Source organism: Aeromicrobium sp. IC_218, assembly GCF_004336805.1.
Classification (GTDB): domain Bacteria; phylum Actinomycetota; class Actinomycetes; order Propionibacteriales; family Nocardioidaceae; genus Aeromicrobium.
The window spans coordinates 1-26,683 of the sequence record NZ_SJXM01000002.1 but is presented as its reverse complement, the minus strand read 5'-3'; the positions used below and the strand labels follow the sequence as shown (position 1 = coordinate 26,683).

The window sequence follows — 26,683 nt, the reverse complement described above, 5'->3', positions numbered from 1 at the left end:
GGACGAGCGCCCTGGACCGTGCGACCCCATCTCGGATACTCTCGGTATCTGACGTTGTCCACCGCGACAGGAGCACCCATGCCCGTGCGCACCGACCCGATGGCCGCCGGTCTCGCCGTCCTCAACCGGCTGGCCGGCTCGCCGTTGCTCGACCGGCTCAACCTGCGCCGTCCGGCCGAGCGGTCGGTCTACCACGGCGCCCGCGTGGGCTTCAGCGCCGCGACCCGGGCCAGCCGCGCGTTCGCCCGCCGGGGCGGGTCCGGCGATCCGGTCCGACCGGCGACGGCGTCCGCGAAGGGTGTCTTCGACCTCACCCCGACCGACGACCAGGACATGATCGTCGGCGTCGTCCGCGAGCTCGCCGCCGAGCTGCTGCGCCCGGCCGCCGAGTCCGCGGAGTCGGCCAGCGCCACGTCCGCGGAGGTGCTCGCCCAGGCGGAAGAGCTGGGCCTCAGCCAGCTGGGCGTGCCCGAGTCGCTGGGCGGCCTGGCCGAGGAGCGCTCGGCGGTCACCGCGGCGCTCGTGGCCGAGGCGCTCGCGCACGGCGACATGGGCCAGGCGGTGGCCTGCCTGTCGCCGGCGGCGGTCGCGACCGCGTTGACGCTGTACGGCTCGGACGTCCAGCAGCAGACCTACCTGCCCGCGTTCGTCGGCGACGACGTCCCGGTGGCGGCCTTCGCCGTGACCGAGCCGCAGCCGCTGTTCGACCCGACGGCCCCGGCCACGACCGCCGTGCGGACGCCCGACGGCTTCCGGCTCGACGGCGTGAAGTCGGCGGTCGTCCGCGGCGCCGACGCCGAGCTGTTCGTCGTCGCGGCCGACCTGGAGGGGGAGGGGCCACGCCTGTTCCTCGTCGAGTCCGGCACGGACGGCCTCGGCGTGGCGCCCGACCCGGCGATGGGCCTGCGGGCCGCCGCCCTGGCCCGGCTGAGCCTGGACGCCGTGCACGTCGGTCCGGACGCGCTGCTGGGCGACGGCGACGACTACCGCGACGCCCTGCGCCGGGCCCGGGTCGCCTGGGCCGCGCTCGCCGTCGGCACCGGCCAGGCCGTGCTCGACTACGTCAAGCAGTACGTGCTCGAGCGGCAGGCCTTCGGCGAGCCGATCGCCCACCGCCAGGCCGTCGCGTTCATGGTCGCGGACGTCGCGATCGAGCTGGAGGGGATGCGTCTGGCCGTCCGCCGGGCCGCGTCCCGCGCCGACCACGGGCTCGACCTGGCCCGTGAGGCGGGCATCGCGCACAGCCTGGCCAGCCGGCACGGCATGAAGATCGGCACCGACGGCGTCCAGCTGCTCGGTGGGCACGGCTTCGTCAAGGAGCACCCGGTGGAGCGGTGGTACCGCGACCTGCGGGCCGTCGGCGTCATGGAGGGAGCACTCCTCGTCTGAGGGGGACCGCGATGATCAACCTGGAGACTCCCGCCCGCCTGCGCGGCTTCGTGAAGCAGGCCCACGACGTGGCCGACCAGTTCCTGCGCGCCAACTCGCGCAAGTACGACCTGGCCGAGCACAGCTACCCGGTCGAGCTCGACCTGCTCGCCGAGCTGGTCGACGGCATGAACGACTCGGGCAACGGCCACGGAGCCGGGGCCGGCGGCGTGCGCCGCAGCGAGGGCACCGACGACGGCGTCCGCAACGGCACCCACATGGCGTCCGTCCTCTCGGTCATCGAGATGTGCTGGGGCGACGTGGGCCTGCTGCTGTCGATGCCGCGCCAGGGCCTGGGCAACTCGGCGATCGCCTCGGTGGCCACCGACGAGCAGCTCGAGCGGTTCAAGGGCACGTGGGCGGCCATGGCCATCACCGAGCCCGCCGTCGGGTCCGACTCGGCGCAGATCACCACCACCGCGGTGAAGGACGGGGACCACTACGTCCTCAACGGGGAGAAGATCTTCGTGACGTCGGGGGAGCGGTCCGACTCGGTCGTGGTCTGGGCGACGCTCGACCGCTCGAAGGGCCGCGCCGCGATCAAGTCGTTCGTCGTGCCCAAGTCGCTGCCCGGCATCCGGGTGGAACGGCTCGAGCACAAGCTCGGCATCCGCGCGTCCGACACCGCGGTCATCGTGCTGGACGACTGCCGGGTGCCGGCCGAGAACCTGCTGGGCAGCCCCGAGATCGACACGTCCCAGGGCTTCGCCGGCGCCATGGCGACGTTCGACAACACCCGCCCGCTCGTCGCCGGCATGGCGGTGGGCTGCGCCCGGGCCGCGCTGGAGCGCACCCGCGAGCTGCTCGAGGAGGCCGGCGAGACGATCGACCCCGACCGGGCGCCGGGCCGGCAGAGCCACGCAGTCGCGACCTACCTGGAGCTCGAGGCGGACTGGGAGGCGGCGTACCTGCTGACGCTGCAGGCCGCGTGGATGGCCGACAACGGCCGGCCGAACTCGATGCAGGCGTCCATGGCGAAGGCGAAGGCCGGCCGCTCGGGCAACGCGATCACGCTGCGCTGCGTCGAGCTGCTCGGCACGGTCGGCTACGGCGAGGGCGAGCTGCTGGAGAAGTGGGCCCGGGACAGCAAGATCCTGGACATCTTCGAGGGCACCCAGCAGATCCAGCAGCTCATCGTCGCGCGCCGCCTGCTCGGCCTCGGGTCGGCCCAGCTTCGCTGAGCCGGGCGGTGGGGGCCGCCCGGTACGATGACGCCGTGCCTCACCAGATGCCGGACGACTTCGACGTCGACGTGCAGTTCACCCGGTTCTTCCGCCGCGCCCGCGTCCGCACCATGGGGCTGCTGGCCAGCATCAACCCCGGGCTCGACTACGGCTCCTACCTCGTGCTCGTGGCCATCCACGACGCGCCCGACGGCGTCCGCGCCTCCGAGCTCGCCGAGACCTTCGACGTCCACAAGTCGACGATCAGCCGCGCGGTCTCCTCGCTGGAGCGGCTCGGCCTGGTCGAGCGCGAGCCCGACCCCGAGGACGGTCGCGCCCAGCTGCTGACCGTGCCGGACGAGGCCGCGGTCCGGCTCAAGGACTTCCGGCGCGACGTGCACCAGTGGTTCGCCGGCCTGCTCGAGGGCTGGACGACCGAGGAGCGAACCACGCTCGCGCGCCTGGTCAAGCGCCTCAACGAGACGCCCGACCCGGCCTGACGCGGCTCAGAGCGTCAGCAGCGACTTGATCGCCGTGCGCTCGTCCATGGCCCGGTAGGCGTCGGCCACCTGGTCCAGCGGGACGCTGAGGTCGAAGACGCGTCCGGGCTGGATGCGTCCCTCCCACACGTCGGGCAGCAGCTCGTCCAGGTACGCCCGGACCGGTGCGACGCCGCCGTTGAGGCCGACGTTGCGGCCGAACATCGTCGGCACGTCCAGCGTGACCCCGTGCGGGACGCCGACGTAGCCGACCATGCCGCCGGGACGCGCGCTGCGCAGCGCCTGCTCCATCGACGCGCCGGTGCCGACGCACTCCAGCACGCAGTCGGCGCCCAGGCCGTCGAAGATCTCCTTGACCGCCTGCGCCCCCTCCTTGCCGCGCGACTCGACGACCTCGTCGGCACCGAAGGCGCGGGACAGCTCTTGACGGTCGGCGTGCCGCGACATGGCGACGATGCGGGAGGCACCGAGCCGCTTGGCCGCGAGCACCGCGCTGAGCCCGACCGCGCCGTCGCCGACCACGGCCACCGTGCTGCCCTCGGTGACGCCGGCGCTGACCGCCGCGTGGTGGCCGGTGGGGAAGACGTCGCTCAGCGTGAGCAGGTGGGGGACCAGCGCGGGATCCGGGGCGTCCGGCGTCGCGACGAGCGTGCCGTCGGCCAGGGGGACGCGGACGAGCTCGCCCTGCAGGCCGTCGACGAAGTGGCCCTCGCGGTCGTCGCCGCCCCAGAACCCGCCGTGGCGGCACGAGGTCTGCACGCCGACGCGGCACGCGGCACAGGTGTTGTCGCTGTAGGCGAACGGCGCGATGACGAAGTCGCCCGGCTGCACGGTGCTCACGGCGCTGCCGACCTGCTCGACGACGCCGACCATCTCGTGGCCGATGCGCTTGGGCTCGGTGACGTCGTTGACGCCGCGGTAGCTCCACAGGTCCGAGCCGCAGACGCAGGCCGCGACGACGCGCACGATCGCGTCGGTGTCGAGGGCCAGCTGCGGGTCGGGGACGGTGTCGAGGCGGACGTCGAACGGGGCGTGGAGGACGGTGGCGCGCATGCGGCCATCGTGCCAGGACGTCGTCCGGCCGGCCGCTCGGGCCTGTGCGAGGATCGAGCCATGAGTGAGAAGCCTGAAGTCGACTTCATCCCCGGCCCCCCGCCCACCGAGCTGACGGTCACCGACCTGGTCGTGGGCGACGGCCCCGAGGCCGTCGAGGGTGGCGTCGTGGACGTCCACTACGTCGGCGTCGAGTTCGAGAGCGGCGAGCAGTTCGACTCGTCCTGGGACCGCGGTCAGTCCGCGCGCTTCCCGCTGCCGCAGCTGATCGCCGCGTGGCAGCAGGGCATCCCGGGCATGAAGGTCGGCGGCCGCCGCCAGATCGTCGCCCCGCCGGAGCTGGCCTACGGCACCGGCCGCGGCCACCACCTGTCGGGCAAGACGCTGGTCTTCGTGATCGACCTGCTCGGCGTCGGCTGAGCACGCACCGACCCACGCCACGAGGGCGGACCCAGGATCATCCTGGGTCCGCCCTCGTGCCGTCCGGGGCCTAGCGCGACTCGAGCGCGTCCAGCAGCTTGGTCATGCGCTTGAGCGAGATCGGGTGGGCGGTGCGCAGGTCCTGGGCCCACAGGCCGATGCGCAGCTCCTCCAGGGCCCAGCGGGCGTGGCGGACGTCCGGCTGCTGACGCTGCCAGGGACGCAGCCGGTCGCTGATCGCGTAGAAGCGGGCCTCGAGGTCCTGCACGTCGGCCAGGTGCGGGTGCGTGCCGGCGGCGAGCAGCCGGCGGGTGGCCTCGAGGTACAGAGGCATCCGCCGCACCTGCGTGAGGCCGGCGTCGCGGACGAAGCCCGGGTAGACCAACCACGAGAGCTGCACCTTCGCGTCCTCGGCGGCGTCGGACGTGCCGGTCACGGGCACGACGTCGCCCAGCTTCTGCAGCGTCTGCACCACGCCCCGCAGCACCTGCTCGGCGACGTCGAAGACGTCGGCGCGCACCTGCTCGCGCAGCAGCTCGAACTCGGCCTCGTCCCACGCCGGACCGGCGTGGCGGACGACGAGCTCGTCGAGCGCGGCCAGGAAGCAGTCCTCGATCACCGCGGCGGCGTCGGCGTACGGGCCGGTCGAGAGCAGCAGCTTGGTGCGCACGTCGAGCGTCCGGCCGAGCTGCGGCACCGGGGTGGCCACGACGTACGACAGCAGGCGCGCCTGGGCCTTGACCATCGCCGCCCGCTGCTCGCCCGGGGTCTCCAGGACGCGCAGGGCCACGCCGGCCTCGGCGCCCTCGTCGACGAGCGCGGGGTAGCCGGTGACCTGGCCGGCGGTGAGGCTGCGCTCGACCGTGCCGACGTCCCACCGCTTGATGCCGGTGCGCTCCTCGGCCCTCGCGGTCTCGGTGAGGCCGGCGCGCAGGTGGTCGCGCAGGCGCTCGCGGAGCTCGTCGAGCGACTCACCGCGGGCGAGCTCGTCGCCGTCGTCCATCACGCGGTACGTCATGCGCAGGTGCGGCGGCAGGGACGACCAGTCGAAGTCGGACGGCTCGACCAGCACCCCGGTCTGGACCTTCACCTGGCGGGCCAGGGCGGTGCCGAGGTCGCCGTCGGCCGGGTCGAGCGCGGGGGCCAGCGTCGCCGCGTGCTGTGGGGCGGGGACGAGCTGGCGGCGCAGCTGCTTGGGCAGGCTGCGGATCAGGGCGGCGACCAGCTCGGTGCGCTGACCCGGGACGCCCCAGGCGAACTCGCCCTCGGAGACCTGCAGCAGGCGGTCGAGCGGGAGGTCGACGGTCACGCCGTCCTCGACCACCCCCGGCTCGAAGCGGTACGTCAGCGGGTACGCGGCACCGTCGGAGAACCACTCGGTCGGGTACAGCTCGTCCACGTCGGCGTCGACGTCGTCGGCCAGCAGCATGGACGGGTCGAAGGTGAGCAGGTCGGGCTGGTCCTGACGCGTCCGCTTCCACCAGGAGTCGAAGTGCCGGGTCGAGACGACGTCGGCCGGCACGCGCTCGTCGTAGAAGGCGAACAGCGTCTCGTCGTCCACGCGCAGGCCGCGGCGGCGCAGCCGGTCCTCGAGCTCGCCCACCTCGTCCAGGAACGCGCGGTTGCGCTCGAAGAAGCGGTGGTGGGTGCGCCACTCGCCCTGGACGAGCGCGTGCCGGATGAACAGCTCGCGTGAGACGACCGGGTCGACCTTGCCGTACTGCACGAGCCGGTCGGCGACGAGCGGGACGCCGTAGAGCGACACCCGCTCGCGGGCCATGACCGAGCCGCGCTTAGTCGACCAGTGCGGCTCGCTGTAGCTGCGCTTGACCAGGTGCTCGCCGGCCTTCTCGGCCCACTCCGGCTGGATCTTGGCCACGTCGCGGGCCCACAGCCGGCTCGTCTCGACCAGCTCGCCGGCCATCACGAGCCGCGGCGGCTTCTTGGCCAGGCCGGAGCCCGGGAAGATCGCGAACTTCGCGTTGCGCGCGCCGAGGTACTCGCGGGTGTCGCCCTCGCGCAGCCCGACGTGCGACAGCAGGCCGTGCAGCAGGGCCTGGTGGATCGCATCCGGGTCGGCGCCGTTGCGGCCAGGCTTCATGCCGAGCTCCTTGACCGTGCGGCGCAGCTGGGAGTGCACGTCGTGCCACTCGCGGATGCGCAGGTAGTGCAGGAACTCGTCGCGGCACATGCGGCGGAAGGCCGAGTGGCTCATGAGGTCGCGCTGCTCGCGCAGGTACGTCCACAGCGTCAAGTACGACAGGAAGTCCGAGTCCGGCTCACGGAAGCGCGCGTGCTTCTCGTCGGCGGCCTGCTGGTGCTCCAGCGGACGCTCGCGCGGGTCCTGGATGCTCAGCGCCGACACGACGACCAGCACGTCGGCCAGGCAGCCGAGCCGGTCGGCGGCCAGCACCATCCGCGCCATCCGCGGGTCGAGCGGAAGCTTGGCCAGGGTGCGGCCGAGCCGGGTGAGCCGCGGCGTGCCGTCGCGGCCGTGGACGAGGGCGCCGAGCTCGGTGAGCAGCACGACGCCGTCGCCGACCGCGCGCGAGTCGGGCTTGTCCAGGAACGGGAAGGACGTCACGTCGCCGAGCTCGAGGTCGGCCATCTGCAGCAGCACCGAGGCGAGGTTGGTGCGCTGGATCTCGGGGTCGGTGAACTCCGGCCGGCTCTCGAAGTCCTCCTCGGAGTACAGCCGGATGCAGATGCCCTCGGCGACACGTCCGCAGCGGCCGGCGCGCTGGCGGGCGGACGCCTGCGAGACCGGCTCGATCGGCAGCCGCTGCACCTTGAGCCGCTGGCTGTAGCGCGAGACGCGGGCGAAGCCGGGGTCGACGACGTACCGGATGCCGGGCACGGTCAGCGACGTCTCGGCCACGTTCGTGGCCAACACGATGCGCCGGCCGCCGCTCGGTGCCGCGAAGATCTTCTGCTGGTCCTGGGTCGAGAGCCGACCGTAGAGCGGCAGGATCTCGGTGCGGGGCCACTTCTTGCCCTGCAGGTGCTCGGCGGTGTCGCGGATCTCGCGCTCGCCGGACAGGAAGACGAGCACGTCGCCCTCGCGGGGGAGCTCGGTGATCGCGTCCGCGATGGCCTGGAGCGGGTCGCCGTCCTCGCGCTCGACGAACGGGCGGTAGCGCACCTCGATGGGGAAGGTGCGGCCGCTGACCTCGATGACCGGGGCGCCGTCGAACATCTCGGCGAAGCGCTCGACCGCGATCGTCGCGGACGTGATGACGACCTTGAGGTCGGGACGCCGCGGCAGCAGCTGGACCAGGTAGCCCAGCAGGAAGTCGATCGCCAGGCTCCGCTCGTGGGCCTCGTCGATGATGATCGTGTCGTAGCGGCTCAGGTCGCGGTCGTGGCTCAGCTCGGCCAGCAGCAGGCCGTCGGTGAGCAGCGTGATCGCGTCACCGCGCTGGTCGTCGAAGCGCACGGCGTAGCCGACCTCGGTGCCCAGCTCGACCCCGCACTCGTCCGCGATGCGCTTGGCCACCGAGCGGGCGGCGATGCGCCGGGGCTGGGTGTGGGCGATCGCGCGGCGGCCGAGCTCGTAGGCGATCTTCGGCAGCTGCGTCGTCTTGCCCGAGCCGGTCTCGCCGGCCACCACCACGACCTGGTGGTCGCGCAGCGCCGCCGCGATCTCGTCGTGGCGGTCGGTGATGGGGAGCGCGGGGTCGTACTCGATCCGCATCGTGCTCTCCGTCGTGCTCATCAGCGCAGTCCCAAGGTGTCGGCCAGCAGGGCGTACCCGACGAACGCGACGACGTCCAGGATCGTGTGGGCGACGATCAACGGCCACAGTCGTCCGGTCCGCAGGTAGAACCATCCCAGCAGAAGCCCCATCGCGACGTTCCCCAGGCCCTGTCCCACGCCCTGGTAGAGGTGGTACGAGCCGCGCAGCAGCGCCGCCACGACGACGATCGCGAGCGGTCCCCAGCGCAGCTGGCGCAGCCGCGTGAACAGGTAGCCGACGACCACGACCTCCTCGAGCACGGCGTTCTGCACCGCCGAGAGGACGAGCACCGGCACCGTCCACCAGTGCGCCGACAGGTCGCTGGCCACCACCTCGGCCGTGACGCCCAGCGCGCGTCCGGCGAAGTAGACGCCGAGGCCGGGGATGCCGATGAGCGCGGCCAGCGCCGCGCCCCAGGCGACGTCGAGCCCCGGACGGTCGCCGGTCAGGCCGAGCCGCTCGCGCAGGCGGGGGAGCGTCGGGTCCCAGCGCCGGTCGGCGGACAGCAGGTACAGCGCCAGCGCCACGGGGACGAGCGCGAACCCGATGCTGAGCAGGTTGAGCACGAGGTCGAGCCAGGCGCTCGTGTCGCGGGTCGGGTTCAGCGTCGCCGTCGACCCGCCGATGCCGGCGTCCGACAGCGCCTTGCGCACGAGACTGACGACCGCGTAGACCGCGGACTGTCCCAGCGACAGGCCGAGGACGATCCAGACCTCCGCCCGCAGCGCGCGGCGGGGGACGGTCGTCACAGCGAGTTCGTCGCGAAGGTGTCGCACGTCCCGATGGTGCCCGACTCGTACCCGGTGGTGAACCAGCGCTGGCGCTGCTCGCTCGAGCCGTGCGTCCAGGAGTCCTGGTTGACCGAGCCGCCGCCGAGCTCGGACTGGATGTGGTCGTCGCCCACCGCGGCGGCCGCGGACAGCGCGGAGTCGATGTCGCGCTGGGTGAGCGGCTCGATGAGGGTGACGCCGTTCGCGTCCTGCGTGGACGCCGCGTGGTTGGCCCAGACGCCGGCCAGGCAGTCGGCCATCAGCTCGATGCGGACGCCGTTGCTCGTCGCGCCCGTGCGGCGGTCCTGGTACTTGCTGAGGATGCCGAGGACGTTCTCGACGTGGTGGCCGTACTCGTGGGCGACGACGTACATCTGGGCGAGCGTGCCCCCGTCGGCGCCGTAGGTGCTGGAGAGCTGGTCGAAGAACGAGGCGTCGATGTAGACCCGCTCGTCGGTGGGGCAGTAGAACGGCCCGGTCTGGTTGGACGCGGTGCCGCAGGGCGACTGCGTGGCGCCGGAGTAGATGACGGTGCGGGCGTCGCGGTACTGGCGGCCTACGTCGGCGGGCAGCGCGTCGCGCCAGTAGTCCTGGACGCTGTTGACCGTGCCGACGATGCGACAGTCGTCGTACTGGTTGGCGTCCGCGCCGGTCTTGCAGTGGGAGAAGTCGCCGCTGCTGCTGGACACGGTGCTCGTCTCGAACGGGTTGGTCGACCCGCCGCCGGTGAGGCCGGAGAGGTCGACGCCCAGGAACGCGCCGATCAGCAGGATGACGACGCCGCCGATGCCGCCGCCGATGAGGGCGCCGCCGCGTCCGCCGCCGCCACTGACCTGGCTGGTGTCGAGTCCTGCGTCGTCGTTGAAGCTCACCCTTCGGATCGTAGTGAGCCAGCCCCGACCCGGCCCGCCGAGCGCCGCCGGGCCGCTGCGTCGGGACCCGTGGCGGTGAGCCTGCGTCCACCCCGAGGCCCGCGGTGGACGCAGGCGCACCGCCGACGCAGGGCCGTGGACGCCAGGTCACCGCCGAGGGAAGGGGCAGGTTCGACGGGCTGGGGTGGTGGGAGGAGCCCTACGGTGGCTCGGTGACGTCCTTCGCCGTGCCGGCCGCGCTGTCGGCCTCCGACCAGATCCGCCGCCGCGCGCTGCGCCGCATGCGCACGGTGGCCACCTGCCTGCTCCTGCTCGCGGCCGTCGTCTACGTGGTGACGCACGGGCAGGACGGCTGGCAGGGCTACGTCAACGCGGCCGCGGAGGCGGCCATGGTCGGCGCCGTGGCCGACTGGTTCGCGGTCACCGCGCTGTTCCGCCACCCGCTCGGCCTGCCGGTGCCGCACACGGCGATCATCCCGCGCAAGAAGCAGATGCTCGGCGAGAGCCTGCAGGAGTTCGTCACCGACAACTTCCTGCACGAGGACGTCGTCCGCGCCCGGCTCGCCGACGCGAAGGTCAGCGAGCGCGCCGGCACCTGGCTCAGCCGGCCCGAGCACGCCCAGCGGATCGTGGAGATCGGCTCGCGGGTCACGGCCGACGCCCTGGCCCGGGTGAAGCCCGACGACGTCAAGGCGGTCGTCGACGCCGCGATCGTGCCGCGCCTGCGCGAGGAGGAGCTCGGGCCGGTGGCGGGACAGCTGCTGGAGTCCGTGCTGGCCGACGACGCGCACCGCGGCCTGGTCGACCTGGCCCTCGCCGAGCTGGAGCGCTGGCTCGTCGAGCACGCCGGCGACGTCGCGGCGATCATCGAGCAGCGAGCCCCCACCTGGACGCCGCAGTGGCTCGACCGCCGCGTCGCGGGCTGGGCGCAGGAGCAGGCGCTGGAGTGGGTGCGCGACATCGTGCGCGACCCCCAGCACCGGGTCCGCCGGGCCCTCGACGGCTACCTCGCCACGCTCGCCGACGACCTGCAGCACGACCCGGCCACGCGCGAGCGGGCCGAGCGGCTCAAGGCCCGCGTGCTCGACCAGCCCCAGGTCACGGTCACGGCGGTGCGGCTGTGGGACGCCCTGCGTCGCGCCCTGGTCGAGGCGCTCGAGCAGCCCGACGGACCGCTGCGGGCCCGCGCGGTCGCCGAGCTGACCGCGCTGGGGGAGCGGCTGAGCACCGACGCCGCCTTCGCTCAGCGCGCGGACGACCTGCTCGCCGACGGGGCGTCGTACGTGGTCGACCGCTACGGCCACGAGCTCGCCTCGGTCATCTCGGCGACGGTCGACCGGTGGGACGGCCGGGAGACCGCCGAGCGCATCGAGCTGCACGTCGGACGCGACCTGCAGTTCATCCGCATCAACGGCACGGTCGTCGGCGGGCTCGTCGGCCTGCTGATCCATGCGGTGAGCTCCGCCCTCTGACCGTCCCCACCTGTGGACGGACCTGTGGGCAGAGCGTGCACAACCGCGTCCGGCCTGTGGGTGGGGAGGGGCCGCCTGTGGGCGCCCGGTGGACCGACGTCCCTTCTGCGGGTTTTCTCGGCGAACTGCTTGCGCCGAGGTGCGCCCGCGCCCTAGAAAGGACCCACGCTCCGGTGCGCCGGAGCGCGTAGGCAGCGGGGACACCGACTCCCAGTCGCCACGGTTTTGCCCCCTGACGCGTGCCGCCGGTGATGCGGACGGTCGGGACCGGTGACAGCCGCTGCCGGATCCGGGCGAGAGACATCACGCTCGCTCGTGACGGGGCCCCGAGAGCTCATACCTCCCGGGGCCCCTCCGTCTTCCGGGGACGGGTGAGGGGACCCGGGTTTGGGTGGCCCGAGCACGGTTTGGTAGTCTTCGGGAGTTGTCACAGCGGGTTCGCAAGAGCCCGGGTCCGGGTGGCGGAATAGGTAGACGCGCTAGCTTGAGGTGCTAGTGCCCGTATAGGGCATGGGGGTTCAAGTCCCCCCTCGGACACAGCAAGGAACACAGGAGCAGGCCCCCGCGAGGGGGCCTGCTCCTTTCTCGTGGTGCCGTGCCGCCGGTCAGGGCCGGGACGCGAGCAGGCCCGCGACCATCGCCCGCAGGCCCGTGGCGAAGGCAGCGTCGGCGTTGTGCTCACCGGTCGCGCGCTGGGCGGCCAGGGCGTCCTCGAACTGAGGCAGCGTGCCCGCGTGCTCGCCCGGGTCGAAGATGTCGTCCGGTGCCGTCGCGTCGAGCGCGGAGCCGAACACGAACGACTCCAGCGCGACGATGGCCGGGACGACCGCCTCGCGCGGCCAGCCGGCCCGGACGAAGCCGCCGGTCACCGCCTCGTACATCTCGAGCAGGCGCCGCGAGCTGGAGACGGGCATGACCGCGATGAGCGGGATCAGCGGCGCGTGGTCGGCGAACACGTCGCGGTAGGTGCGCGCCCAGCGCACGAGCGCCTCGTCGAGCGGGTGGGTCGCGAACAGCGAGTGGTCGACCCCGTCCATCACCAGCTCCTGGATCCACTGCAGCAGCTCCTGCTTGGAGCTCACGTGGTTGTACAGGGCCGACGGCGAGACGCCGAGCGACGTGGCCACCGCCGACATGGTGAGGCCGGAGTACCCGCGGGCCGACACGACGTCGAGCGCGGCGCGGGCGATGATCCGGCGGTCGAGCACGCCGGCCGACGGCCGTCCGGCGCGGCGCCGCCGGGCCGGAGCCGGACCGACGGTCGGTCGGCTCACGGTCGGCTCCTGACGGGGATGTGCGTGATGCGGGACACGTCGGCTACTATCGCACCCGCAGTTAAATGAATCCAGTTCATTTAGATCTTCCGGGAAGTAGGCACCATGCGATTCCTCGAGCGCGACGTCGTCGTCGTCGGAGCCGGGCCGTCCGGCCTCACGGCGGCCTACGAGCTGCGCAAGGCCGGCCGGACCGTCGCGGTCCTGGAGGCCCGTGACCGCGTCGGCGGGCGGACCTGGACCGAGCAGATGGACGGGGCGACGATCGAGATCGGCGGCCAGTGGGTCTCGCCGGACCAGACTGCCCTGTACTCGCTCATCGAGGAGCTCGGCCTGGAGACGTTCGCGCGCTACCGCGAGGGCGACTCGGTCTACGTCGCCGCGGACGGCACCCGCACGGTCTACAGCGGCGGTGACTTCCCGCTGGCCGCGTCGACCGTCGCCGAGATGGACGCCCTCGTCGCGGCGATCGACGCGGTCGTGGCGGAGGTCGACCCGGACGCGCCGTGGGCGCACCCGCGCGCGGAGGAGCTGGACCGCATCTCCTTCCACGACTGGCTGCGGACGCTGTCGAGCGACGAGGTCGCCTGCGCCAACGTGGCACCGTTCATCGCCGGCGGCATGCTGACCAAGCCCGCCTACGCGTTCTCGGCGCTGCAGGCGCTGCTGATGGCCGCGTCCGCCGGCTCGTTCTCGAACCTCGTGGACGAGGACTTCATCCTCGACCGCCGCGTGGTGGGCACGATGCAGGGCGTCTCGAAGGCCCTCGCCGAGCGCCTCGGTGACGACGTGCACCTGGGCAACCCGGTGCTGCGGCTCGAGTGGTCCGAGGACGGCGTCGTCGCCCACGGCGCGGACGTGACGGTCAAGGCCCGCAAGGTCGTCCTGGCTGTCCCGCCGAACCTCTACTCGCGCCTGTCGTACGACCCGCCGCTGCCGCGTCGCCAGCACGTGACCCACCAGCACCAGTCCATGGGGCTCGTCATCAAGGTCCACGCCGTCTACGCGACGCCGTTCTGGCGCGAGCAGGGGCTGTCGGGCACCGGCTTCGCCCCCGCGGGAATCGTGAGCGAGGTGTACGACAACACCTACGTGGGCGAGTCCACCGGCACCCTCGTCGGGTTCATCTCCGACCTGCGCGCCGACGAGATGTTCGCCCTGCCGGCCGACGAGCGCCGGGCCGCGGTCCTGCAGAGCGTGGCCGCGTACCTCGGCGACGAGGCGCTCGAGCCGGTCGTCTACTACGAGTCGGACTTCGCCTCCGAGGAGTGGACGCGGGGCGCGTACGCCACGAGCTACGACCTGGGTGGGCTCCACCGGTTCGGTCCGGACCAGCACGACAACGTCGGGCCGATCTACTTCTCCTCGTCCGACCTGGCCGGCGAGGGGTACCAGCACGTCGACGGCGCCGTCCGCATGGGCCGCCGCACGGCCGCGCGCATCGTGGCGGCGCTCGACGGCACGACGTCCGACCCGGACCTGGACGGTGCCACCTCGCCGTTCGGCACGCTCAGCCTGAAGGGGGCCTAGGCATGCGCTGGCTCGTCGGATACACCGCGGACGACCGGGGCGCCGAGGCCGTCGCACTGGCCTGCGCGCTGGGCGGGCCCGGCGCCCACCTGGACCTGGCCATCGTCCTGCCCGAGCACACGCCGTTCTCGGCCGTCTATCCCGGCACCGACCACGGCTACTCGTCCGTGCTGGCCGACCAGGTCGACGCCTGGGCCGAGGAGGCGCTCGCGCTCGTCCCGGAGGGCGTCACCGCCCGCGTCATGGCCCGCGCGGTCTCCTCGCCGGCCGAGGGGCTCATCGCCATGGCGGAGGAGACCGGCGCCCAGGCGATCGTCCTCGGCGGGCGCAAGCGTCACGTGGCCGGGTTCTTCGCCCCCGGCGCGGTCGCCAGCGCCCTGCTGCACTCCTCGCCGATCCCGGTCGCCATGGGCTCGCCCGAGGCGGTCGCGTCGCTCGAGCAGGCTCAGGGCCGGCTGGAGCGCTACACGGTCCTGGTCGGCAACCGGCCCGGTCACAAGTCGGTCGTGCGGTTCGCCGCGGAGTCCGCGGCCGCGCAGGGTCTGCCGCTGCGCGTCGTCTCGCTGCTGGCCCAGGACGAGCTGCCCACCGGGTCGGCGTCCGTGCCGGAGCTGGTGGCCGCCGAGCGCGCCCGGGTCGCCGAGCTCGTCTCGGTGCTGGGCATCGAGGCCGAGGTGACCGTGGCGTCCGGCGACAGCATCGACGACGCCGTCGCCGAGCTGACCTGGAAGCCGGGGGAGGTCGCCGTCGTCGGGTCCAGCCGGCTGGCGCGGAAGCGTCGCCTGTTCCTCGGGGCGACGGCCCAGCGGGTGCTGCGCACCCTGCCGGTCCCGCTGATGGTCGTCCCCAAGAGCTACAAGATCTCCACCCAGTCGTAGCAGCACCCACCGCAGGGCGCCGCCGACCACGCGCGACGCCTCGGAACGAAGGAACACCGACATGAGTCGTGCAGACAGCACCGTCGCGCCCGCCCCGCCGTCCGAGTCCGGCCTGAGCAGCAAGGGGCTCAGCACGGGCACCGTCGGCGTGCTCGGCGCGGTCGTCATCGGCATCTCGTGCATCGCCCCGGCCTACACCCTCACCGCGGCCCTCGGCCCGACGGTGGCGGAGGTCGGGACCCAGCTGCCGGCCGTCTTCATCGCCGGGTTCCTGCCGATGCTGCTCGTCGCGCTCGGCTACCGCGAGCTCAACCGCGCCATGCCCGACTCGGGCACGTCGTTCACCTGGGCCACGCGCGCGTTCGGGCCGTGGATCGGCTGGATGGGTGGCTGGGGGCTGATCGCCGCGACGATCATCGTGCTGTCCAACCTGGCCGCGGTCGCGGTGGACTTCTTCTACATCATGCTCGGCCAGGTCTTCGGGAACGACGACCTCGCCGACCTGACGACCAACCTGTGGATCAACATCCCGACCACGCTGGTGTTCATCGCCGTGGCCTGCTGGATCTCCTACCGCGGCATGGAGGCGACCAAGGCGTTCCAGTACGTGCTGGTGTCGTTCCAGGTCGTCGTCCTGGTCTGGTTCGCGGTCTCGGCGTTCGTCCACGTCGGCAACGGGACGGCGTTCGACGCCACGCCGGTGTCCCTGGACTGGTTCGACCCCACCGCCATCGAGTCGTTCGGCGCGTTCGCCGCCGGCGTCTCGCTGTCGATCTTCATCTTCTGGGGCTGGGACGTCACGCTCACGATGAACGAGGAGACCACCGACCCCGAGAAGGTCCCGGGCCGTGCGGCGACCCTCACGGTGCTGGTCATCATGGGCATCTACATGCTCTGCTCGGTCGCGGTCATCGCCTACGCCGGCATCGGCACCACCGGCCTGGGCGCCGGCAACCCCGAGAACCAGGAGTCCATGTTCGCCGTCCTGGCCGAGCCGATCATGGGCCCGTTCGCGATCCTGATGTCGCTGGCGATCCTGTCGTCGTCCGCGGCGTCGCTGCAGTCGACGCTCGTCTCGCCCGCCCGCACGATGCTGGCGATGAGCCACTACAAGGCGCTGCCCTCCGGCCTGTCGCGGATCTCGCCGCGCTTCATGTCGCCCTCGGTCGCGACGATCACCGCCGGCGCGACGGCGGGCGGGTTCTACGTGATCACCCGGCTGCTGAGCGAGAACGCGCTGTGGGACACCATCACCGCCCTCGGCCTGATGATCTGCTTCTACTACGGCGTCACCGCCCTGGCGTGCGTCTGGTACTTCCGCCGCGAGGCCTTCTCGTCGCTGCGCAGCGCGACCTTCCAGTTCCTCGCGCCGCTGCTGGGCGGCGTGATCCTGCTGGTCATGTTCGTGAGCACCGCGCACGACTCGATGGACCCCGGCTACGGCTCGGGGTCGAGCGTCCTCGGCGTCGGCACGGTGTTCGTCCTCGGCAGTGCGGTGCTGCTGCTCGGCGTCGTCATCATGCTCGTGATGCGCTTCCGGCAGCCCGGCTTCTTCCGCGGCGAGACGATCCGCCGCCACCGGTAGCAGATGGCCTAGTCCGGTCGGGTGGTTCCGCGCCGAACCGGTCCGTCGCCGGCGGCGGACCTGGCAGGCTGGACGCACTCGTCCGGGGGAGGTCAAGGGTGGAAGCGCTGGACATCGCGTCGTTGCGGATCAGCCTGGTCGTCGTCGTCCTGGCCGCCTTCGTGCTCTTCTACGTCGTCACCTACCGGGTGACGCGCGCGGCGTACGCCGCCCTGTGGTCGCTGGCCCTCCTGCAGATCGTGCTCGGCACGACCCTCATGCTCGGTGTCGGCACGTCCGCGCAGGCGCTCGTGCTGCCCCCGGCGAACGGTCTGCTGCTCGGCGGCGCGATCGCCCTGTACGCGGGCGTCCGCACCGTCGACGGGCTCGCCGTGTCGCGGGCCCTCGTGGTGCCGCCGGTGCTCGTCGCGCTGGTCACCGCCGCGGACGACCCCGGGACCAAGGCGTGGGCGGGGGACCTGGTGTACCTGCCGCTCCTCGGTCTGGCCACGGGGGCGACCGCCCTGCACCTGTGGACCACGACCGGGCCACGGCTCGGCCTGCGCCGGGCGCTGGCCGGCGCGATCGCCGTCGAGTCCGCCTTCTACCTCGTCCGCACGGTCGCGTTCTTCACGATGGGTCCGCAGGACGCCCGCTACGACGCGCTGTTCGGCCCGGTGCCGGCGACGCTGGTCAACCTGGCGGTGCTCATGGGCGGCGTGCTCGGCATGACCGCGCTGTCGACCGAGCAGCAGGTGCGCGAGCTGCGCAGCCAGGCCACGCGGGACGGTCTGACCCAGCTGCTCAACCGCGCCGAGTTCGACCGTCGCGCGACCGTCGCGATCGAGCGCATGCGTCGTGGCGGGATGCGCGGCACCCTCGTGATCGCCGACCTCGACCACTTCAAGACGGTCAACGACACGTGGGGGCACGAGGTCGGCGACCGGGTGCTGTGCGCCTTCGCCGAGGCGTGCCGGTCGGTCGTCCGTGCGTCCGACCTCGTGGCCCGGGTCGGCGGCGAGGAGTTCGTGCTGCTGCTTCCCGGATCGTCGCCCCAGGACGCCGAACGGGTCGTCCGTGAGCTGCGCGCACTGCTGTGCGCCGTGCCGATGCCCGACCCGGACCTGCAGGTCACCGCGAGCTACGGCGTCGTCTCGACGACCGACCACCGCGGGCTCGCGGCCGTCGTGGCGGCGGCGGACGCGGCGCTGTACCGCGCCAAGCGGGCCGGGCGCGACCGTCTCGGCCACGCGGACTCCGCCGACCGGACGCCCGGCGAGCTCGTCGAGCTGGGCTAGGCCACCTGCTCGCGGGAGCGGCGGCGCAGGCCCGGCAGCAGCCGCAGCCGTGGGGCCTCGACCGAGGCCGGCACCACGGCGTCCAGCACCGCCTCCGCGGCCTCCTGTCCGGCGCGGACGAGCGCGTCGGTCTGGGTGAAGTCGGTCATCGGCACGTCCAGCTCGGGGAAGCTGAGCTCGACCACGCGCGTGCGCGGCCCGAGGTCGACGACCGGGCGCAGCCGCATCGAGGCGCCGAGCGACATGATCAGCACGTCGACGGGGTTGCGGGGCGCGCGGGCCCGTACCGGCGGGCTGACGTTGAGCACGTACACGGTGGTGGGCTCCAGGTCGACCGCGCCGGCGAGCGGGACGTTGTCGGTGATGCCGCCGTCGACGTGGATCGTCTCCTCGCCGGTGAGCGGGCTCGTCAGCCGCACCGGCGGGAAGACGGCGGGCAGCGCGGTCGAGGCGAGCAGCACGTCCCGCAGGTCGCCCGAGTCGTGGTACGACGGCAGGCCCGACCCCAGCTCGGAGGTGACGATGCGCACCGGCGTGGGCAGGTCCTCGACGCGCTCGTGGCCGATCCAGTCGTCGATCAGGCCGGCGAGGTTGGCGTTGTCGTACAGGTAGGGGCGACGACGCATGAGGTGACGGATCCGCGTGAACGTGCCGCCGGGGAAGATCGTGCCGCCGCTGAGGCCGCGCCAGCTCTCGTGCAGGGCGTCGACCCGCTCGACCGTCGGGTCGCAGGCCACGAAGGCGGCGTTGAGGGCGCCGACGGACGTGCCGACCAGGTGGTCGGGGACGATGTCGCGCTCCAGCAGGGCCCGCAGCATGCCGATCTGCGCCGCGCCGCGGGACGCCCCGCCCGACAGCACCATCACGGTGCGTCCCTGCTCCGCCATGCCGCCTCCTCGTCCCGAGATCCACGCGATGACTCGTGTGCTGAATGTCTACACCGAAGATGTCACGTTCACATGTCGAGAGCGGTCCGGACGGTTACGACCGCGTGACGCCTCGGGGCCGTCCGATGCCGGTGCGCGGCCGGCGGGGGCGATCGGCCGGCCGGATGTCGGGACTCCCCACCGGCGGCGGGCCGACCGTGCCATGATGCTGGCGCCGGTCGGGGGAGAGCACGGAGGAGCCATGATGCTCGAGCTCGACCCCGCGACCCTGCGCGTGGCCCTGGTGGCCGTCCTGGCGACCACGCTGCTGCTGTTCTACGCGGTCACCTACCGCATCACCCGCGCCCCGTTCGTCGGCCACTGGTGCCTGGCGCTGCTGTGCCTGGGCGGCGGCACGATGCTCTACGTCCTCAACGGCACGCCGGCGCAGCGCTGGGCCAACCCGGTCGGCAACGCGGTCGTCGTCCTCGGCCTGTCCTTCGCCGTCTCCGGCGCGCGGACGCTGCGCGGACTGCGCACGCCGTCCTGGTGGCTGGGCGTGCCGCCGCTCATGGCCCTGGGGGCGTCGTGGTGGGACGACGCGGCGACGAACGTCTGGTCCGGTGCCGAGGTCGTGCTCGGCCTGGTCGGCGTGCTGTCGTGGATCGCGGCGACGACGCTGTGGACCGACCGTCGCGGCGGGGTCGCCCGGCTGCAGCGCGTCGTGGGCGCGGCCGGCGCGCTGTTCGGCACCTACTACCTGCTGCGCCTGACGTTCTTCGTGCTGCTCGGTCCGGACGACGAGCTGTTCCGCCGCCTGTTCGGCAGCGTGCCCACCACGCTGGCCATCACCGTCCTGCTCATCGCCATCACCTTCACCGTCGCCGCCCTGCACACCGAGCAGCAGACCCTCGAGCTGCAGGTGCGGGCCAGCCGCGACGGGCTCACCGGCCTGCTCAACCGGCAGGAGTTCCTGCGCCTGGCCGAGGTCGAGGCGCGACTGCTCGCCCGGGCCCGGCGGCCCGCGGCGGTCGTGCTGGCCGACATCGACCACTTCAAGCAGGTCAACGACCGGTTCGGGCACGACGCCGGCGACCAAGTGCTGTGCACCTTCGCGGCCCGCAGCCGGCAGGCCCTGCGCTCGACCGACCTGCTCGGGCGGTACGGCGGCGAGGAGTTCGTGTTCCTGCTCCCCGGCGCGAGCACCGCCGAGGCGGGCCACGTCATGCACGACGTGCGCCAGCAGGTCGCGCACGCGGAGGCGGACGGGCCGCGGGTGACCGCCAGCTTCGGGGTCGCCGCGCTCGAGCCGGGGGCCAGCGTGGGGGAAGCGATCGCCGCGGCCGACGCCGCGCTCTACCGGGCGAAGGCCCAGGGACGCGATCGTGTGGTGCTGGCCGAGGGCTGAGGCTCCCGGCGGCGGGTCAGGCGAGCTCGAGCTCGGCGTCGAGGTCCTCGAGCTCGTCGAGGAGCGCGCGCAGCTCGGCGCTCCCGGGCTGCTCGGCGGTGCGGAGGGCAGCCACGAGGGACAGCACCTCGTCGCGTCGCCAGCGGGCCTCGGCCGCGGCCAGGGGATCGTTCGTCACGCTCTCCATGGTCGGCCGCGCGACCAAGCAGATGAGGCATTTGGGGCCTCGGCGAGTCTGTGACGTCGATCGTCACAGGCTGCGGCGGTCAGCGGCGGCGCCAGGCCCCGGTCGCCCACAGCGACCACAGCACCAGCACGGGCTGGAACAGCAGCCGCACACCACGCTTGGTGTCCGAGTCGAGCCCGAAGGCGTCCGTGTGGGTGGCGTACTGGGAGATGTTGCCGGGGAAGATGGCCACGAAGAACGCCGCCAGCAGCCAGCCGACGGCGACCTTGCGGCGGCCGAGCAGCAGCGCGGCGCCGCCGAGGGTGATCTCCACGACGCCGGAGACGACCACCACGGTGTCCTCGTCCAGCGGCGTCCAGCCCGGCACCTGGGCCCGGAACTCGTCGCGGGCGAACGTCAGGTGCGAGACGCCGGCGAAGACCAGGAACGAGCCGAGGGCCAGGCGGCCGACGGTCTGCGGGACGGTCGTGCGCGGGTTCTCGTCGAGCGGCGTGAGCGGCATGACCCGAGTCTGGCAGCCTCCGCGCGGCCCGGCACCCCGGTCGGGGGCACGACCCGCGACAATGGACGGATGCGCCTGGTCGACCTGCTGCCCACCGGCACCACCACCGACGAGGACGTCGTCTACGACGCCTTCGTCCAGTGGGTCGAGAAGCGCGGCCTCGCGCTGTACCCGCACCAGGACGAGGCGGTGCTGGAGTGCCTGTCGGGGGCCAACGTCGTCCTGGCCACCCCGACCGGCTCGGGCAAGAGCCTCGTGGCCACCGGCGCGATGGCGGCCGCGCTGGCCCGCGGCGAGTGCAGCGTCTACACCGCCCCGATCAAGGCGCTGGTGAGCGAGAAGTTCTTCGACCTGTGCGAGGTCTTCGGCGCCGAGAACGTCGGCATGATCACCGGTGACGCGGCCGTGAACGCCGACGCGCCGATCATCGCCGCGACGGCCGAGGTGCTGGCCAACATGGCGCTGCGCGAGGGCGAGCAGACCGACGTCGGTCTCGTGGTCATGGACGAGTTCCACTACTACGCCGACCCCGACCGTGGCTGGGCCTGGCAGGTGCCCCTGCTCGAGCTGCCCAAGGCGCAGTTCCTGCTCATGTCGGCGACGCTCGGCGACACGACCCGGCTGCAGGAGCGGCTCTCCGAGCGCACCGGACGCCCGACGGTGTCGGTCGCCACCGCGGAGCGTCCCGTGCCGCTGGTCAGCGAGTACGTCATGACGCCGGTCCAGGAGACGCTGGAGAACCTGGTCGAGACGCACCAGACGCCGGTCTACGTCGTCCACTTCACCCAGGCCTCGGCGCTGGAGCGCGCGCAGGCGCTGACCAGCGTGAAGGTGGCCACCCGCGAGGAGCGCGACGCGATCGCCGAGCAGATCGGCGACTTCCGGTTCACGTCGGCCTTCGGCAAGACCCTGTCACGCCTCGTGCGCATGGGCATCGGCGTCCACCACGCCGGGATGCTGCCGCGCTACCGCCGGCTGGTCGAGACGCTGACCCAGGCCGGCCTGCTCAAGGTGGTCTGCGGCACCGACACCCTCGGCGTCGGCATCAACGTCCCCATCCGCACGGTGCTGTTCAGCGGGCTGAGCAAGTACGACGGCACCCGTCAGCGCCAGCTGCAGGTGCGTGAGTTCCAGCAGATCGCCGGCCGGGCCGGACGCGCCGGGTTCGACACCGTCGGCCACGTGGTCGTGCTGGCGCCCGAGCACGAGATCGAGAACGCCAAGGCGCTGGCCAAGGCCGGCGACGACCCCAAGAAGCGGCGCAAGGTCGTGCGCAAGAAGGCGCCCGAGGGCTTCGTGTCCTGGAACGACGCGACCTTCGACAAGCTCGTGAACGGCACCCCCGAGCCGCTCGTCTCGCGCATGCGGGTCAGCCACGCCATGGTGCTCGACGTCGTGAGCCGCCCCGGTGACGCGCGGGCGTCCCTGGAGCGCATGCTCAGCGACAGCGACGAGACCCCCGAGCGCCAGGACGCGCTGCTCGCCCAGGTCGACGAGATCATCGACGCGCTGCTCACCGGCGGGGTCGTCGAGCGGCTCGACCCGCCGGACGAGGAGGGACGCACGCTGCGCCTCACCGTCGACCTGCAGGCCAACTTCGCGCTCAACCAGCCGCTCAGCCCGTTCGCCGTGGCGACCCTGGAGCTGCTCGACCCCGAGTCCGAGACGTTCGCCCTCGACGTCGTCTCGGTCGTCGAAGCCACCCTGGACGACCCGCGCCCGATCATCTCGGCCCAGCGCTTCCGCGCCCGCGGCGAGGCCGTCGCGGAGATGAAGGCCGAGGGCATGGAGTACGAGGAGCGCATGGACGCCCTCGAGGACGTCGAGCACCCGCAGCCGCTGCGCGACCTGCTCGAGGCCGCGTACGAGACGTACCGCGCCGGCCACCCGTGGGTCGCCGACCACCAGCTGCGGCCCAAGTCGGTCGTGCGCCAGATGTGGGAGCGCGCCATGACCTTCTCCGAGCTCGTCAGCGAGTACGGGCTGGCCCGTTCCGAGGGCCTGGTCCTGCGCTACCTCTCGGACGTCTACAAGACGCTCGTGCGCACCGTCCCCGAGCGCGTCCGGACCGAGGAGCTCGGCGACCTCACCGAATGGCTCGGCGAGCTCGTCCGCCAGACCGACTCCAGCCTGCTGGACGAGTGGGAGCAGCTCGTGCACCCGGGCGAGGACGTCGCCGAGGTGCGGCCGCAGGCCGACGCCAGCGCGCCGCCCCGGCCGGTCACCGGCAACGCCCGTGCCTTCCGGGTGCTCGTGCGCAACGCGCTCTTCCGCCGCGTCGAGCTGGCCGCGCTCGGGCGCTGGGACTCCCTGGGCGACCTCGACGCCGAGTCCGGCTGGACGGCCGAGGCCTGGCGCGAGGCCGTGGGGGAGTACCTGGACGAGTACGAGTCGATCGGCACCGGCCCGGCCGCCCGCGGCCCGCAGCTGTTCATGGTCACCGAGGACGGCAGCACCTGGCGCGTCCGCCAGACGTTCGACGACCCCGCCGGCGACCGCGACTGGGGCATCAGCGCCGAGGTCGACCTGCCGGCGTCCGACGTCGCCGGCGAGGCCGTCGTGCGCGTCCTGGACGTCGGCCCGGCCTGACGCCCGCTCGAGGTGTGACCCGCGGTGCCCGCCCCTAGCGTGGGGACATGATGCGCTTCGGGTACACCCTCATGACCGAGCAGGCCCCGCCGCAGCGGCTCGTGCAGCACGCCGTCAGCGCCGAGGAGGCCGGCTTCGACTTCGCCGTCAGCAGCGACCACTTCTTCCCCTGGGTCGACGAGCAGGGCCACAGCCCCAACGCCTGGGTGCTGCTCGGTGCGGTCGCCCAGGCGACGTCCACGCTCCCGCTGATGACCTACGTGACCGCGCCGATCATGCGCTACCACCCGGCAGTGGTGGCGCAGCAGGCCGCGACGCTGGGCCTGCTGAGCGAGGGACGCTTCACGCTCGGCCTCGGCGCCGGCGAGAACCTCAACGAGCACGTCGTGGGCCGCGGGTGGCCGCCGGTCAACGTCCGGCACGAGATGTTCTCCGAGGCGCTCGACATCATCAACGCCCTGTTCGACGGCGGCTACGTGTCCTACCAGGGCAAGCACCTGAGCGTGGACTCGGCGAAGCTGTGGGACCTGCCCGAACAGCGCGTCCCGATCGGCGTAGCGGTGAGCGGCGAGCAGTCGATCAGGGTCGGTGCCCCGCGGGCGGACGTCATGATCTCCACCGAGCCGGACCCGTCGCTGGCCCCGCTGTGGGACGAGCACGCGCGCGGCGGTGCCGGCGGACGCAAGGTCGCCCAGCTGCCGATCGCCTGGGGCGCGGACGCCGAGTCCGCCACGCAGCGGGCGCACGAGCAGTTCCGCTGGTTCGCCGGGGGGTGGAAGGTCAACGCCGAGCTGCCCGGACCCTCCGGCTTCGCCGGCGCCACCCAGTTCGTGCGGCCCGAGGACGTCGCCGACCAGATCCCGTGCGGCGACGACGTCGACGCGGTGGTCGAGGCCGTCCGGCCGTTCGCCGAGGCCGGCTACACGGACCTGGCGCTCGTCCAGATCGGCGACGAGGCGCAGGAGGAGCTGTTCGACACCGGCGTCTCCCGCCTGCTGCCCGCGCTGCGTGAGGCGTTCGGCGGCTGAGCTAGGCCGAGGGCTCGCCGGCCGGCTCGACCAGGTCGGCGAGCTCGGGGTGCTCGTCGAGGTAGTGACGCACGTACGAGCAGCTGGGGCGCACGGTGCGGCCGGACGACCGCACGTCCTGCAGCGCTGCCCCCACCAGCTCGGCGGCCACGCCCTGGCCGGAGTACGCGTCGTCGACGACCGTGTGGTCCATGACGACGACGTCGCCCTCGACGCGCGCCTGGGTGAACCCGGCCTCGTCCCCGTCGACGTAGATCACGTAGCGCTGGCCGGCCTCGTCGTGCTCGATGGAGGTGCTCATGCCTCCACTGAACCTCAGGCCGGCGCCAGGCGCACGCGGCGGCCGGTCATCGCCGCCGCTCGCAGCCGCACCAGGGTGGTGCGCTCGCCGGGGGCCCACGGTCGCAGCCCCCGGTCGGCCAGCGTCGCGGCGAGCCCTTCGTCGTGGACGACCTCGGCGCGTCCGCGCAGCAGGATGCTCCAGCCGCTCTGGAACGTGTCGTCGTGGTGGTCGACCTGGAAGGCGACCTGGTCGGCGTCGGCGGAGCGCGCCAGGATGCCGCCGGCGGCGGTGAGCCAGAAGACGTCGCCGTCGAGCTCGCGATAGTTGACGGGCACGAGCTGCAGGGTGCCGTCGTGGTCGACGAAGGCGATGCGTCCGACGACCCCGGCTCCCAGCAGCGCGAGGGCCTCGTCGTGGTCGAGGACGGTGGGTCCGGTCTGGCTCATGTCGCTCCTTCGTCGTCGGGGTCCAGGTCCAGGCGGGCCTGCTCGTGGCGGACCTCGGCCTGCGTGAGCGCGGCGTCGGCGGACTCGTGCGCCGTGACGGCGCTCTCGAGCTCCGCGCTGGCGTGGGCCAGCCGCTCGGTGAGGTCCTCGACGTCGCGCTGGGCCTGGGCCAGGCGCAACGAGGTCTCGTCGTAGGCGGTGCGGCGCCCGGCCAGGTCGCGCTCGGCGGACGCCAGCTCGCGCAGCGCGGCCGCCCGTCGGCGCAGCGCCTCGCGCTCGGCCCGAGCGTCGGACACGTCCGGGTCGTCGTCGGAGGCGTCGAGCGGCACGACGTCGGGCAGGTCGAGGGCGTCCGGCACGGCGACCGACTCACGGACGTCGAGCGGCTCGAGCCCGGTGGCGACCAGGGGACGCACGAGCAGTCCCGACCGCGCGGCGACGGCCGCGGACTCGTCGGAGACGACGGCCCGCAGCGTCGCGTCCAGCTCGCGCAGTGCCACGGCGCCGATGCGCTGGCCGAGCACGCGGCCGCGGGAGGTGGCCACCTGCACGGCCTCGGACATGAGGGTGCGGCGGCGGGCGTCGAGCCCCCGGCGGGCGGCGCGGTCGGTGAGCGCGCCGTCGCGCAGCTGCTCGCCGATGTCGGACAGCTCCTCCAGCAGCGCCGGACCGCCCTCACCGAGCAGGTCGACCAGCCAGGCGGCCACCGACGGCTTGGGCAGCCGCTTCACGGCGTCGGCGAGCTCCTTGTCGACCTCGCGCGCGGCCTTGACGGCGTCGTCGCGCGCGGCGGTGAAGTCGCTCAGCGGCGTGCGATAGAGCTCACGCGCCACGTCGGCGACCTGCGCGGACGTCGTCATGGCGCCACCGTAGAGCACCGTGCCGACGCCGACGACCTCATCGGACGCTCGCGCACCGCAGGCACAGCGACGCGGTCGGCCGGGCGGCCAGTCGTTCCGGTGGGATCGGCTCGCCGCACCGTTCGCACGTGCCGTAGGTGCCGGCATCCAGACGAGCCAGGGCGGCGCGGGCCTCGTCGGCCCGGCGCCGGGCCTGGTCGGCGAGCGCCTCGACCTGGGCGCGCTCGAACGCGATCGTGGCGCCCTCGGGGTCGTGCTCGTCGTCGGCGTTCGACCCCTCGGACGCGCTCACGATCGCCGCGTGGTCGTCGTCGAGCGCGGTGAGCCGCCCGAGGGCGGCCGCCAGCTCCGCGTCGAGCCGCTGCCGGACGTCGTCCACGCGCGCGGCTAGCGTCGCGGGTTCTCGTCGTGGCCGGTGGTGATCACCAGCAGGCCGGCGGCGACCACGAGGGCCAGCACGACCCCGGTGACGACACCGGTGCGGAAGCTGCCGAACAGGGCCGACAGCAGCAGGCAGAGGGCGACCGCGGAGGTCGCGAACGCCATGAGGAGGGGG

General features: G+C 73.0%; 24 protein-coding genes and 1 tRNA gene. 13 read left to right on the top strand and 12 right to left on the bottom strand.

Annotation, left to right across the window (positions count from 1 at the left end; all coding sequences use genetic code 11):
• Positions 1-78 precede the first annotated feature (78 nt).
• From E0W78_RS02205 to E0W78_RS02195, 3 genes are read left to right on the top strand one after another with little or no spacing between them, the layout of a single operon-like run.
• Positions 79-1,389 carry an acyl-CoA dehydrogenase family protein gene (locus E0W78_RS02205; protein ID WP_131402228.1) on the top strand — a complete coding sequence of 437 codons (1,311 nt, stop codon included), beginning with the start codon at positions 79-81 and terminating at the stop codon, positions 1,387-1,389.
• 11 nt (positions 1,390-1,400) lie between these two features.
• Positions 1,401-2,609 carry an acyl-CoA dehydrogenase family protein gene (locus E0W78_RS02200; RefSeq protein WP_131402227.1) on the top strand — a complete coding sequence of 403 codons (1,209 nt, stop codon included), beginning with the start codon at positions 1,401-1,403 and terminating at the stop codon, positions 2,607-2,609.
• 35 nt (positions 2,610-2,644) lie between these two features.
• Positions 2,645-3,091, top strand: a complete 447-nt coding sequence (locus E0W78_RS02195; RefSeq protein ID WP_131402226.1) for a MarR family transcriptional regulator — start codon at positions 2,645-2,647, stop codon at positions 3,089-3,091.
• Positions 3,092-3,097: 6 nt separating this feature from the next.
• On the opposite strand, the gene E0W78_RS02190 is transcribed toward E0W78_RS02195, so the two are convergent.
• Positions 3,098-4,144 carry a zinc-dependent alcohol dehydrogenase family protein gene (locus E0W78_RS02190; protein WP_131402225.1) on the bottom strand — a complete coding sequence of 349 codons (1,047 nt, stop codon included), beginning with the start codon at positions 4,142-4,144 and terminating at the stop codon, positions 3,098-3,100.
• Positions 4,145-4,204: 60 nt separating this feature from the next.
• On the opposite strand from E0W78_RS02190, the gene E0W78_RS02185 reads away from it, so the two are divergent.
• Positions 4,205-4,564: an FKBP-type peptidyl-prolyl cis-trans isomerase gene (locus tag E0W78_RS02185; RefSeq protein ID WP_131402224.1), complete on the top strand. Its 360-nt coding sequence runs from the start codon at positions 4,205-4,207 to the stop codon at positions 4,562-4,564.
• 70 nt (positions 4,565-4,634) lie between these two features.
• Here the strand turns inward: E0W78_RS02185 and hrpA are convergent, their stop codons facing one another.
• Genes hrpA through E0W78_RS02170 form a run of 3 tightly spaced genes read right to left on the bottom strand, consistent with a single transcriptional unit; the run spans position 4,635 to position 9,942 of the window.
• Positions 4,635-8,279, bottom strand: a complete 3,645-nt coding sequence (hrpA, locus tag E0W78_RS02180; protein ID WP_242686190.1) for an ATP-dependent RNA helicase HrpA — start codon at positions 8,277-8,279, stop codon at positions 4,635-4,637.
• Complete coding sequence (locus E0W78_RS02175) at positions 8,279-9,049, bottom strand: type II CAAX endopeptidase family protein (protein ID WP_131402223.1); 771 nt, start codon at positions 9,047-9,049, stop codon at positions 8,279-8,281. The genes hrpA and E0W78_RS02175 overlap by 1 nt, the downstream gene beginning before the upstream one ends.
• Positions 9,046-9,942: a neutral zinc metallopeptidase gene (locus E0W78_RS02170; protein WP_131402222.1), complete on the bottom strand. Its 897-nt coding sequence runs from the start codon at positions 9,940-9,942 to the stop codon at positions 9,046-9,048. Before E0W78_RS02170 ends, E0W78_RS02175 begins: the two co-directional genes overlap by 4 nt.
• Before the next feature lie 212 nt (positions 9,943-10,154).
• On the opposite strand from E0W78_RS02170, the gene E0W78_RS02165 reads away from it, so the two are divergent.
• Positions 10,155-11,414, top strand: coding sequence for a DUF445 domain-containing protein (locus tag E0W78_RS02165; RefSeq protein ID WP_242686189.1), 1,260 nt, complete (start codon positions 10,155-10,157; stop codon positions 11,412-11,414).
• A gap of 452 nt (positions 11,415-11,866) precedes the next feature.
• A tRNA-Leu gene (locus E0W78_RS02160) sits at positions 11,867-11,951 on the top strand.
• A 68-nt stretch (positions 11,952-12,019) separates the two neighbouring features.
• Here E0W78_RS02160 and E0W78_RS02155 read toward each other — a convergent pair.
• Positions 12,020-12,688, bottom strand: a complete 669-nt coding sequence (locus E0W78_RS02155) for a TetR/AcrR family transcriptional regulator (protein WP_207392589.1) — start codon at positions 12,686-12,688, stop codon at positions 12,020-12,022.
• Between the two features lie 105 nt (positions 12,689-12,793).
• Between E0W78_RS02155 and E0W78_RS02150 the strand changes: the two genes are divergently transcribed.
• The 4 genes from E0W78_RS02150 to E0W78_RS02135 all read left to right on the top strand — a co-directional run bounded on the left by E0W78_RS02150 (position 12,794) and on the right by E0W78_RS02135 (position 17,958).
• Positions 12,794-14,218, top strand: a complete 1,425-nt coding sequence (locus tag E0W78_RS02150) for an NAD(P)/FAD-dependent oxidoreductase (protein ID WP_131402221.1) — start codon at positions 12,794-12,796, stop codon at positions 14,216-14,218.
• A gap of 2 nt (positions 14,219-14,220) precedes the next feature.
• Entirely contained in the window at positions 14,221-15,096 is an 876-nt protein-coding gene (locus E0W78_RS02145; RefSeq protein WP_131402220.1) for a universal stress protein, read from the top strand.
• Between the two features lie 61 nt (positions 15,097-15,157).
• Positions 15,158-16,681: an APC family permease gene (locus E0W78_RS02140; RefSeq protein ID WP_131402219.1), complete on the top strand. Its 1,524-nt coding sequence runs from the start codon at positions 15,158-15,160 to the stop codon at positions 16,679-16,681.
• 98 nt (positions 16,682-16,779) lie between these two features.
• On the top strand, positions 16,780-17,958 hold the full coding sequence (locus E0W78_RS02135) for a GGDEF domain-containing protein (RefSeq protein ID WP_131402218.1): 1,179 nt from the start codon (positions 16,780-16,782) through the stop codon (positions 17,956-17,958).
• On the opposite strand, the gene E0W78_RS02130 is transcribed toward E0W78_RS02135, so the two are convergent.
• Positions 17,955-18,845 (bottom strand): patatin-like phospholipase family protein, encoded by an 891-nt coding sequence (locus tag E0W78_RS02130; protein ID WP_131402217.1) that lies wholly within the window; start codon positions 18,843-18,845, stop codon positions 17,955-17,957. The genes E0W78_RS02135 and E0W78_RS02130 overlap by 4 nt on opposite strands.
• A 241-nt stretch (positions 18,846-19,086) precedes the next feature.
• On the opposite strand from E0W78_RS02130, the gene E0W78_RS02125 reads away from it, so the two are divergent.
• Complete coding sequence (locus E0W78_RS02125) at positions 19,087-20,232, top strand: GGDEF domain-containing protein (RefSeq protein ID WP_131402216.1); 1,146 nt, start codon at positions 19,087-19,089, stop codon at positions 20,230-20,232.
• Between the two features lie 16 nt (positions 20,233-20,248).
• Here E0W78_RS02125 and E0W78_RS16405 read toward each other — a convergent pair whose 3' ends face one another.
• Together E0W78_RS16405 and E0W78_RS02120 are read right to left on the bottom strand one after the other, a co-directional pair.
• Positions 20,249-20,410: a hypothetical protein gene (locus E0W78_RS16405; protein ID WP_165570374.1), complete on the bottom strand. Its 162-nt coding sequence runs from the start codon at positions 20,408-20,410 to the stop codon at positions 20,249-20,251.
• Positions 20,411-20,498: 88 nt separating this feature from the next.
• A complete protein-coding gene (locus tag E0W78_RS02120) occupies positions 20,499-20,921 on the bottom strand; it encodes a MauE/DoxX family redox-associated membrane protein (protein WP_131402215.1) in 423 nt (140 codons plus the stop codon).
• A 69-nt stretch (positions 20,922-20,990) separates the two neighbouring features.
• Here E0W78_RS02120 and E0W78_RS02115 point away from each other — a divergent pair, with 69 nt between their 5' ends.
• Entirely contained in the window at positions 20,991-23,510 is a 2,520-nt protein-coding gene (locus tag E0W78_RS02115) for a DEAD/DEAH box helicase (RefSeq protein WP_131402214.1), read from the top strand.
• A 47-nt stretch (positions 23,511-23,557) separates the two neighbouring features.
• Positions 23,558-24,538, top strand: a complete 981-nt coding sequence (locus tag E0W78_RS02110) for a TIGR03557 family F420-dependent LLM class oxidoreductase (protein WP_242686188.1) — start codon at positions 23,558-23,560, stop codon at positions 24,536-24,538.
• 1 nt (position 24,539) lies between these two features.
• Here the strand turns inward: E0W78_RS02110 and E0W78_RS02105 are convergent, their stop codons facing one another.
• The 4 genes from E0W78_RS02105 to E0W78_RS02090 are packed head-to-tail and all read right to left on the bottom strand — an operon-like array spanning position 24,540 to position 26,506.
• Entirely contained in the window at positions 24,540-24,839 is a 300-nt protein-coding gene (locus E0W78_RS02105) for a GNAT family N-acetyltransferase (RefSeq protein WP_131402213.1), read from the bottom strand.
• 14 nt (positions 24,840-24,853) lie between these two features.
• Positions 24,854-25,267: a pyridoxamine 5'-phosphate oxidase family protein gene (locus tag E0W78_RS02100; RefSeq protein WP_131402212.1), complete on the bottom strand. Its 414-nt coding sequence runs from the start codon at positions 25,265-25,267 to the stop codon at positions 24,854-24,856.
• Positions 25,264-26,127 (bottom strand): hypothetical protein, encoded by an 864-nt coding sequence (locus E0W78_RS02095; protein WP_131402211.1) that lies wholly within the window; start codon positions 26,125-26,127, stop codon positions 25,264-25,266. The genes E0W78_RS02100 and E0W78_RS02095 overlap by 4 nt, the downstream gene beginning before the upstream one ends.
• A 37-nt stretch (positions 26,128-26,164) precedes the next feature.
• The gene (locus E0W78_RS02090) at positions 26,165-26,506 is read right to left on the bottom strand and encodes a TraR/DksA C4-type zinc finger protein (RefSeq protein ID WP_131402210.1); all 342 of its coding nucleotides are present in this window, start codon (positions 26,504-26,506) and stop codon (positions 26,165-26,167) included.
• Between the last annotated feature and the right edge of the window lie 177 nt (positions 26,507-26,683).

Bases quoted from the DNA above. Each gene is read 5' to 3' on its own strand.
- E0W78_RS02140 (WP_131402219.1), top strand. From the start codon at position 15,158: ATGAGTCGTGCAGACAGCACCGTCGCGCCCGCCCCGCCGTCCGAGTCC.
- E0W78_RS02190 (WP_131402225.1), bottom strand. From the start codon at position 4,144: ATGCGCGCCACCGTCCTCCACGCCCCGTTCGACGTCCGCCTCGACACC.
- E0W78_RS02105 (WP_131402213.1), bottom strand. From the start codon at position 24,839: ATGAGCACCTCCATCGAGCACGACGAGGCCGGCCAGCGCTACGTGATC.
- E0W78_RS02125 (WP_131402216.1), top strand. From the start codon at position 19,087: ATGATGCTCGAGCTCGACCCCGCGACCCTGCGCGTGGCCCTGGTGGCC.
- E0W78_RS02145 (WP_131402220.1), top strand. From the start codon at position 14,221: ATGCGCTGGCTCGTCGGATACACCGCGGACGACCGGGGCGCCGAGGCC.
- E0W78_RS02130 (WP_131402217.1), bottom strand. From the start codon at position 18,845: ATGGCGGAGCAGGGACGCACCGTGATGGTGCTGTCGGGCGGGGCGTCC.
- E0W78_RS02205 (WP_131402228.1), top strand. From the start codon at position 79: ATGCCCGTGCGCACCGACCCGATGGCCGCCGGTCTCGCCGTCCTCAAC.
- E0W78_RS02185 (WP_131402224.1), top strand. From the start codon at position 4,205: ATGAGTGAGAAGCCTGAAGTCGACTTCATCCCCGGCCCCCCGCCCACC.
- E0W78_RS02100 (WP_131402212.1), bottom strand. From the start codon at position 25,267: ATGAGCCAGACCGGACCCACCGTCCTCGACCACGACGAGGCCCTCGCG.
- E0W78_RS02120 (WP_131402215.1), bottom strand. From the start codon at position 20,921: ATGCCGCTCACGCCGCTCGACGAGAACCCGCGCACGACCGTCCCGCAG.
- E0W78_RS02150 (WP_131402221.1), top strand. From the start codon at position 12,794: ATGCGATTCCTCGAGCGCGACGTCGTCGTCGTCGGAGCCGGGCCGTCC.
- hrpA (WP_242686190.1), bottom strand. From the start codon at position 8,279: ATGAGCACGACGGAGAGCACGATGCGGATCGAGTACGACCCCGCGCTC.
- E0W78_RS02110 (WP_242686188.1), top strand. From the start codon at position 23,558: ATGATGCGCTTCGGGTACACCCTCATGACCGAGCAGGCCCCGCCGCAG.
- E0W78_RS02095 (WP_131402211.1), bottom strand. From the start codon at position 26,127: ATGACGACGTCCGCGCAGGTCGCCGACGTGGCGCGTGAGCTCTATCGC.
- E0W78_RS02115 (WP_131402214.1), top strand. From the start codon at position 20,991: ATGCGCCTGGTCGACCTGCTGCCCACCGGCACCACCACCGACGAGGAC.
- E0W78_RS02200 (WP_131402227.1), top strand. From the start codon at position 1,401: ATGATCAACCTGGAGACTCCCGCCCGCCTGCGCGGCTTCGTGAAGCAG.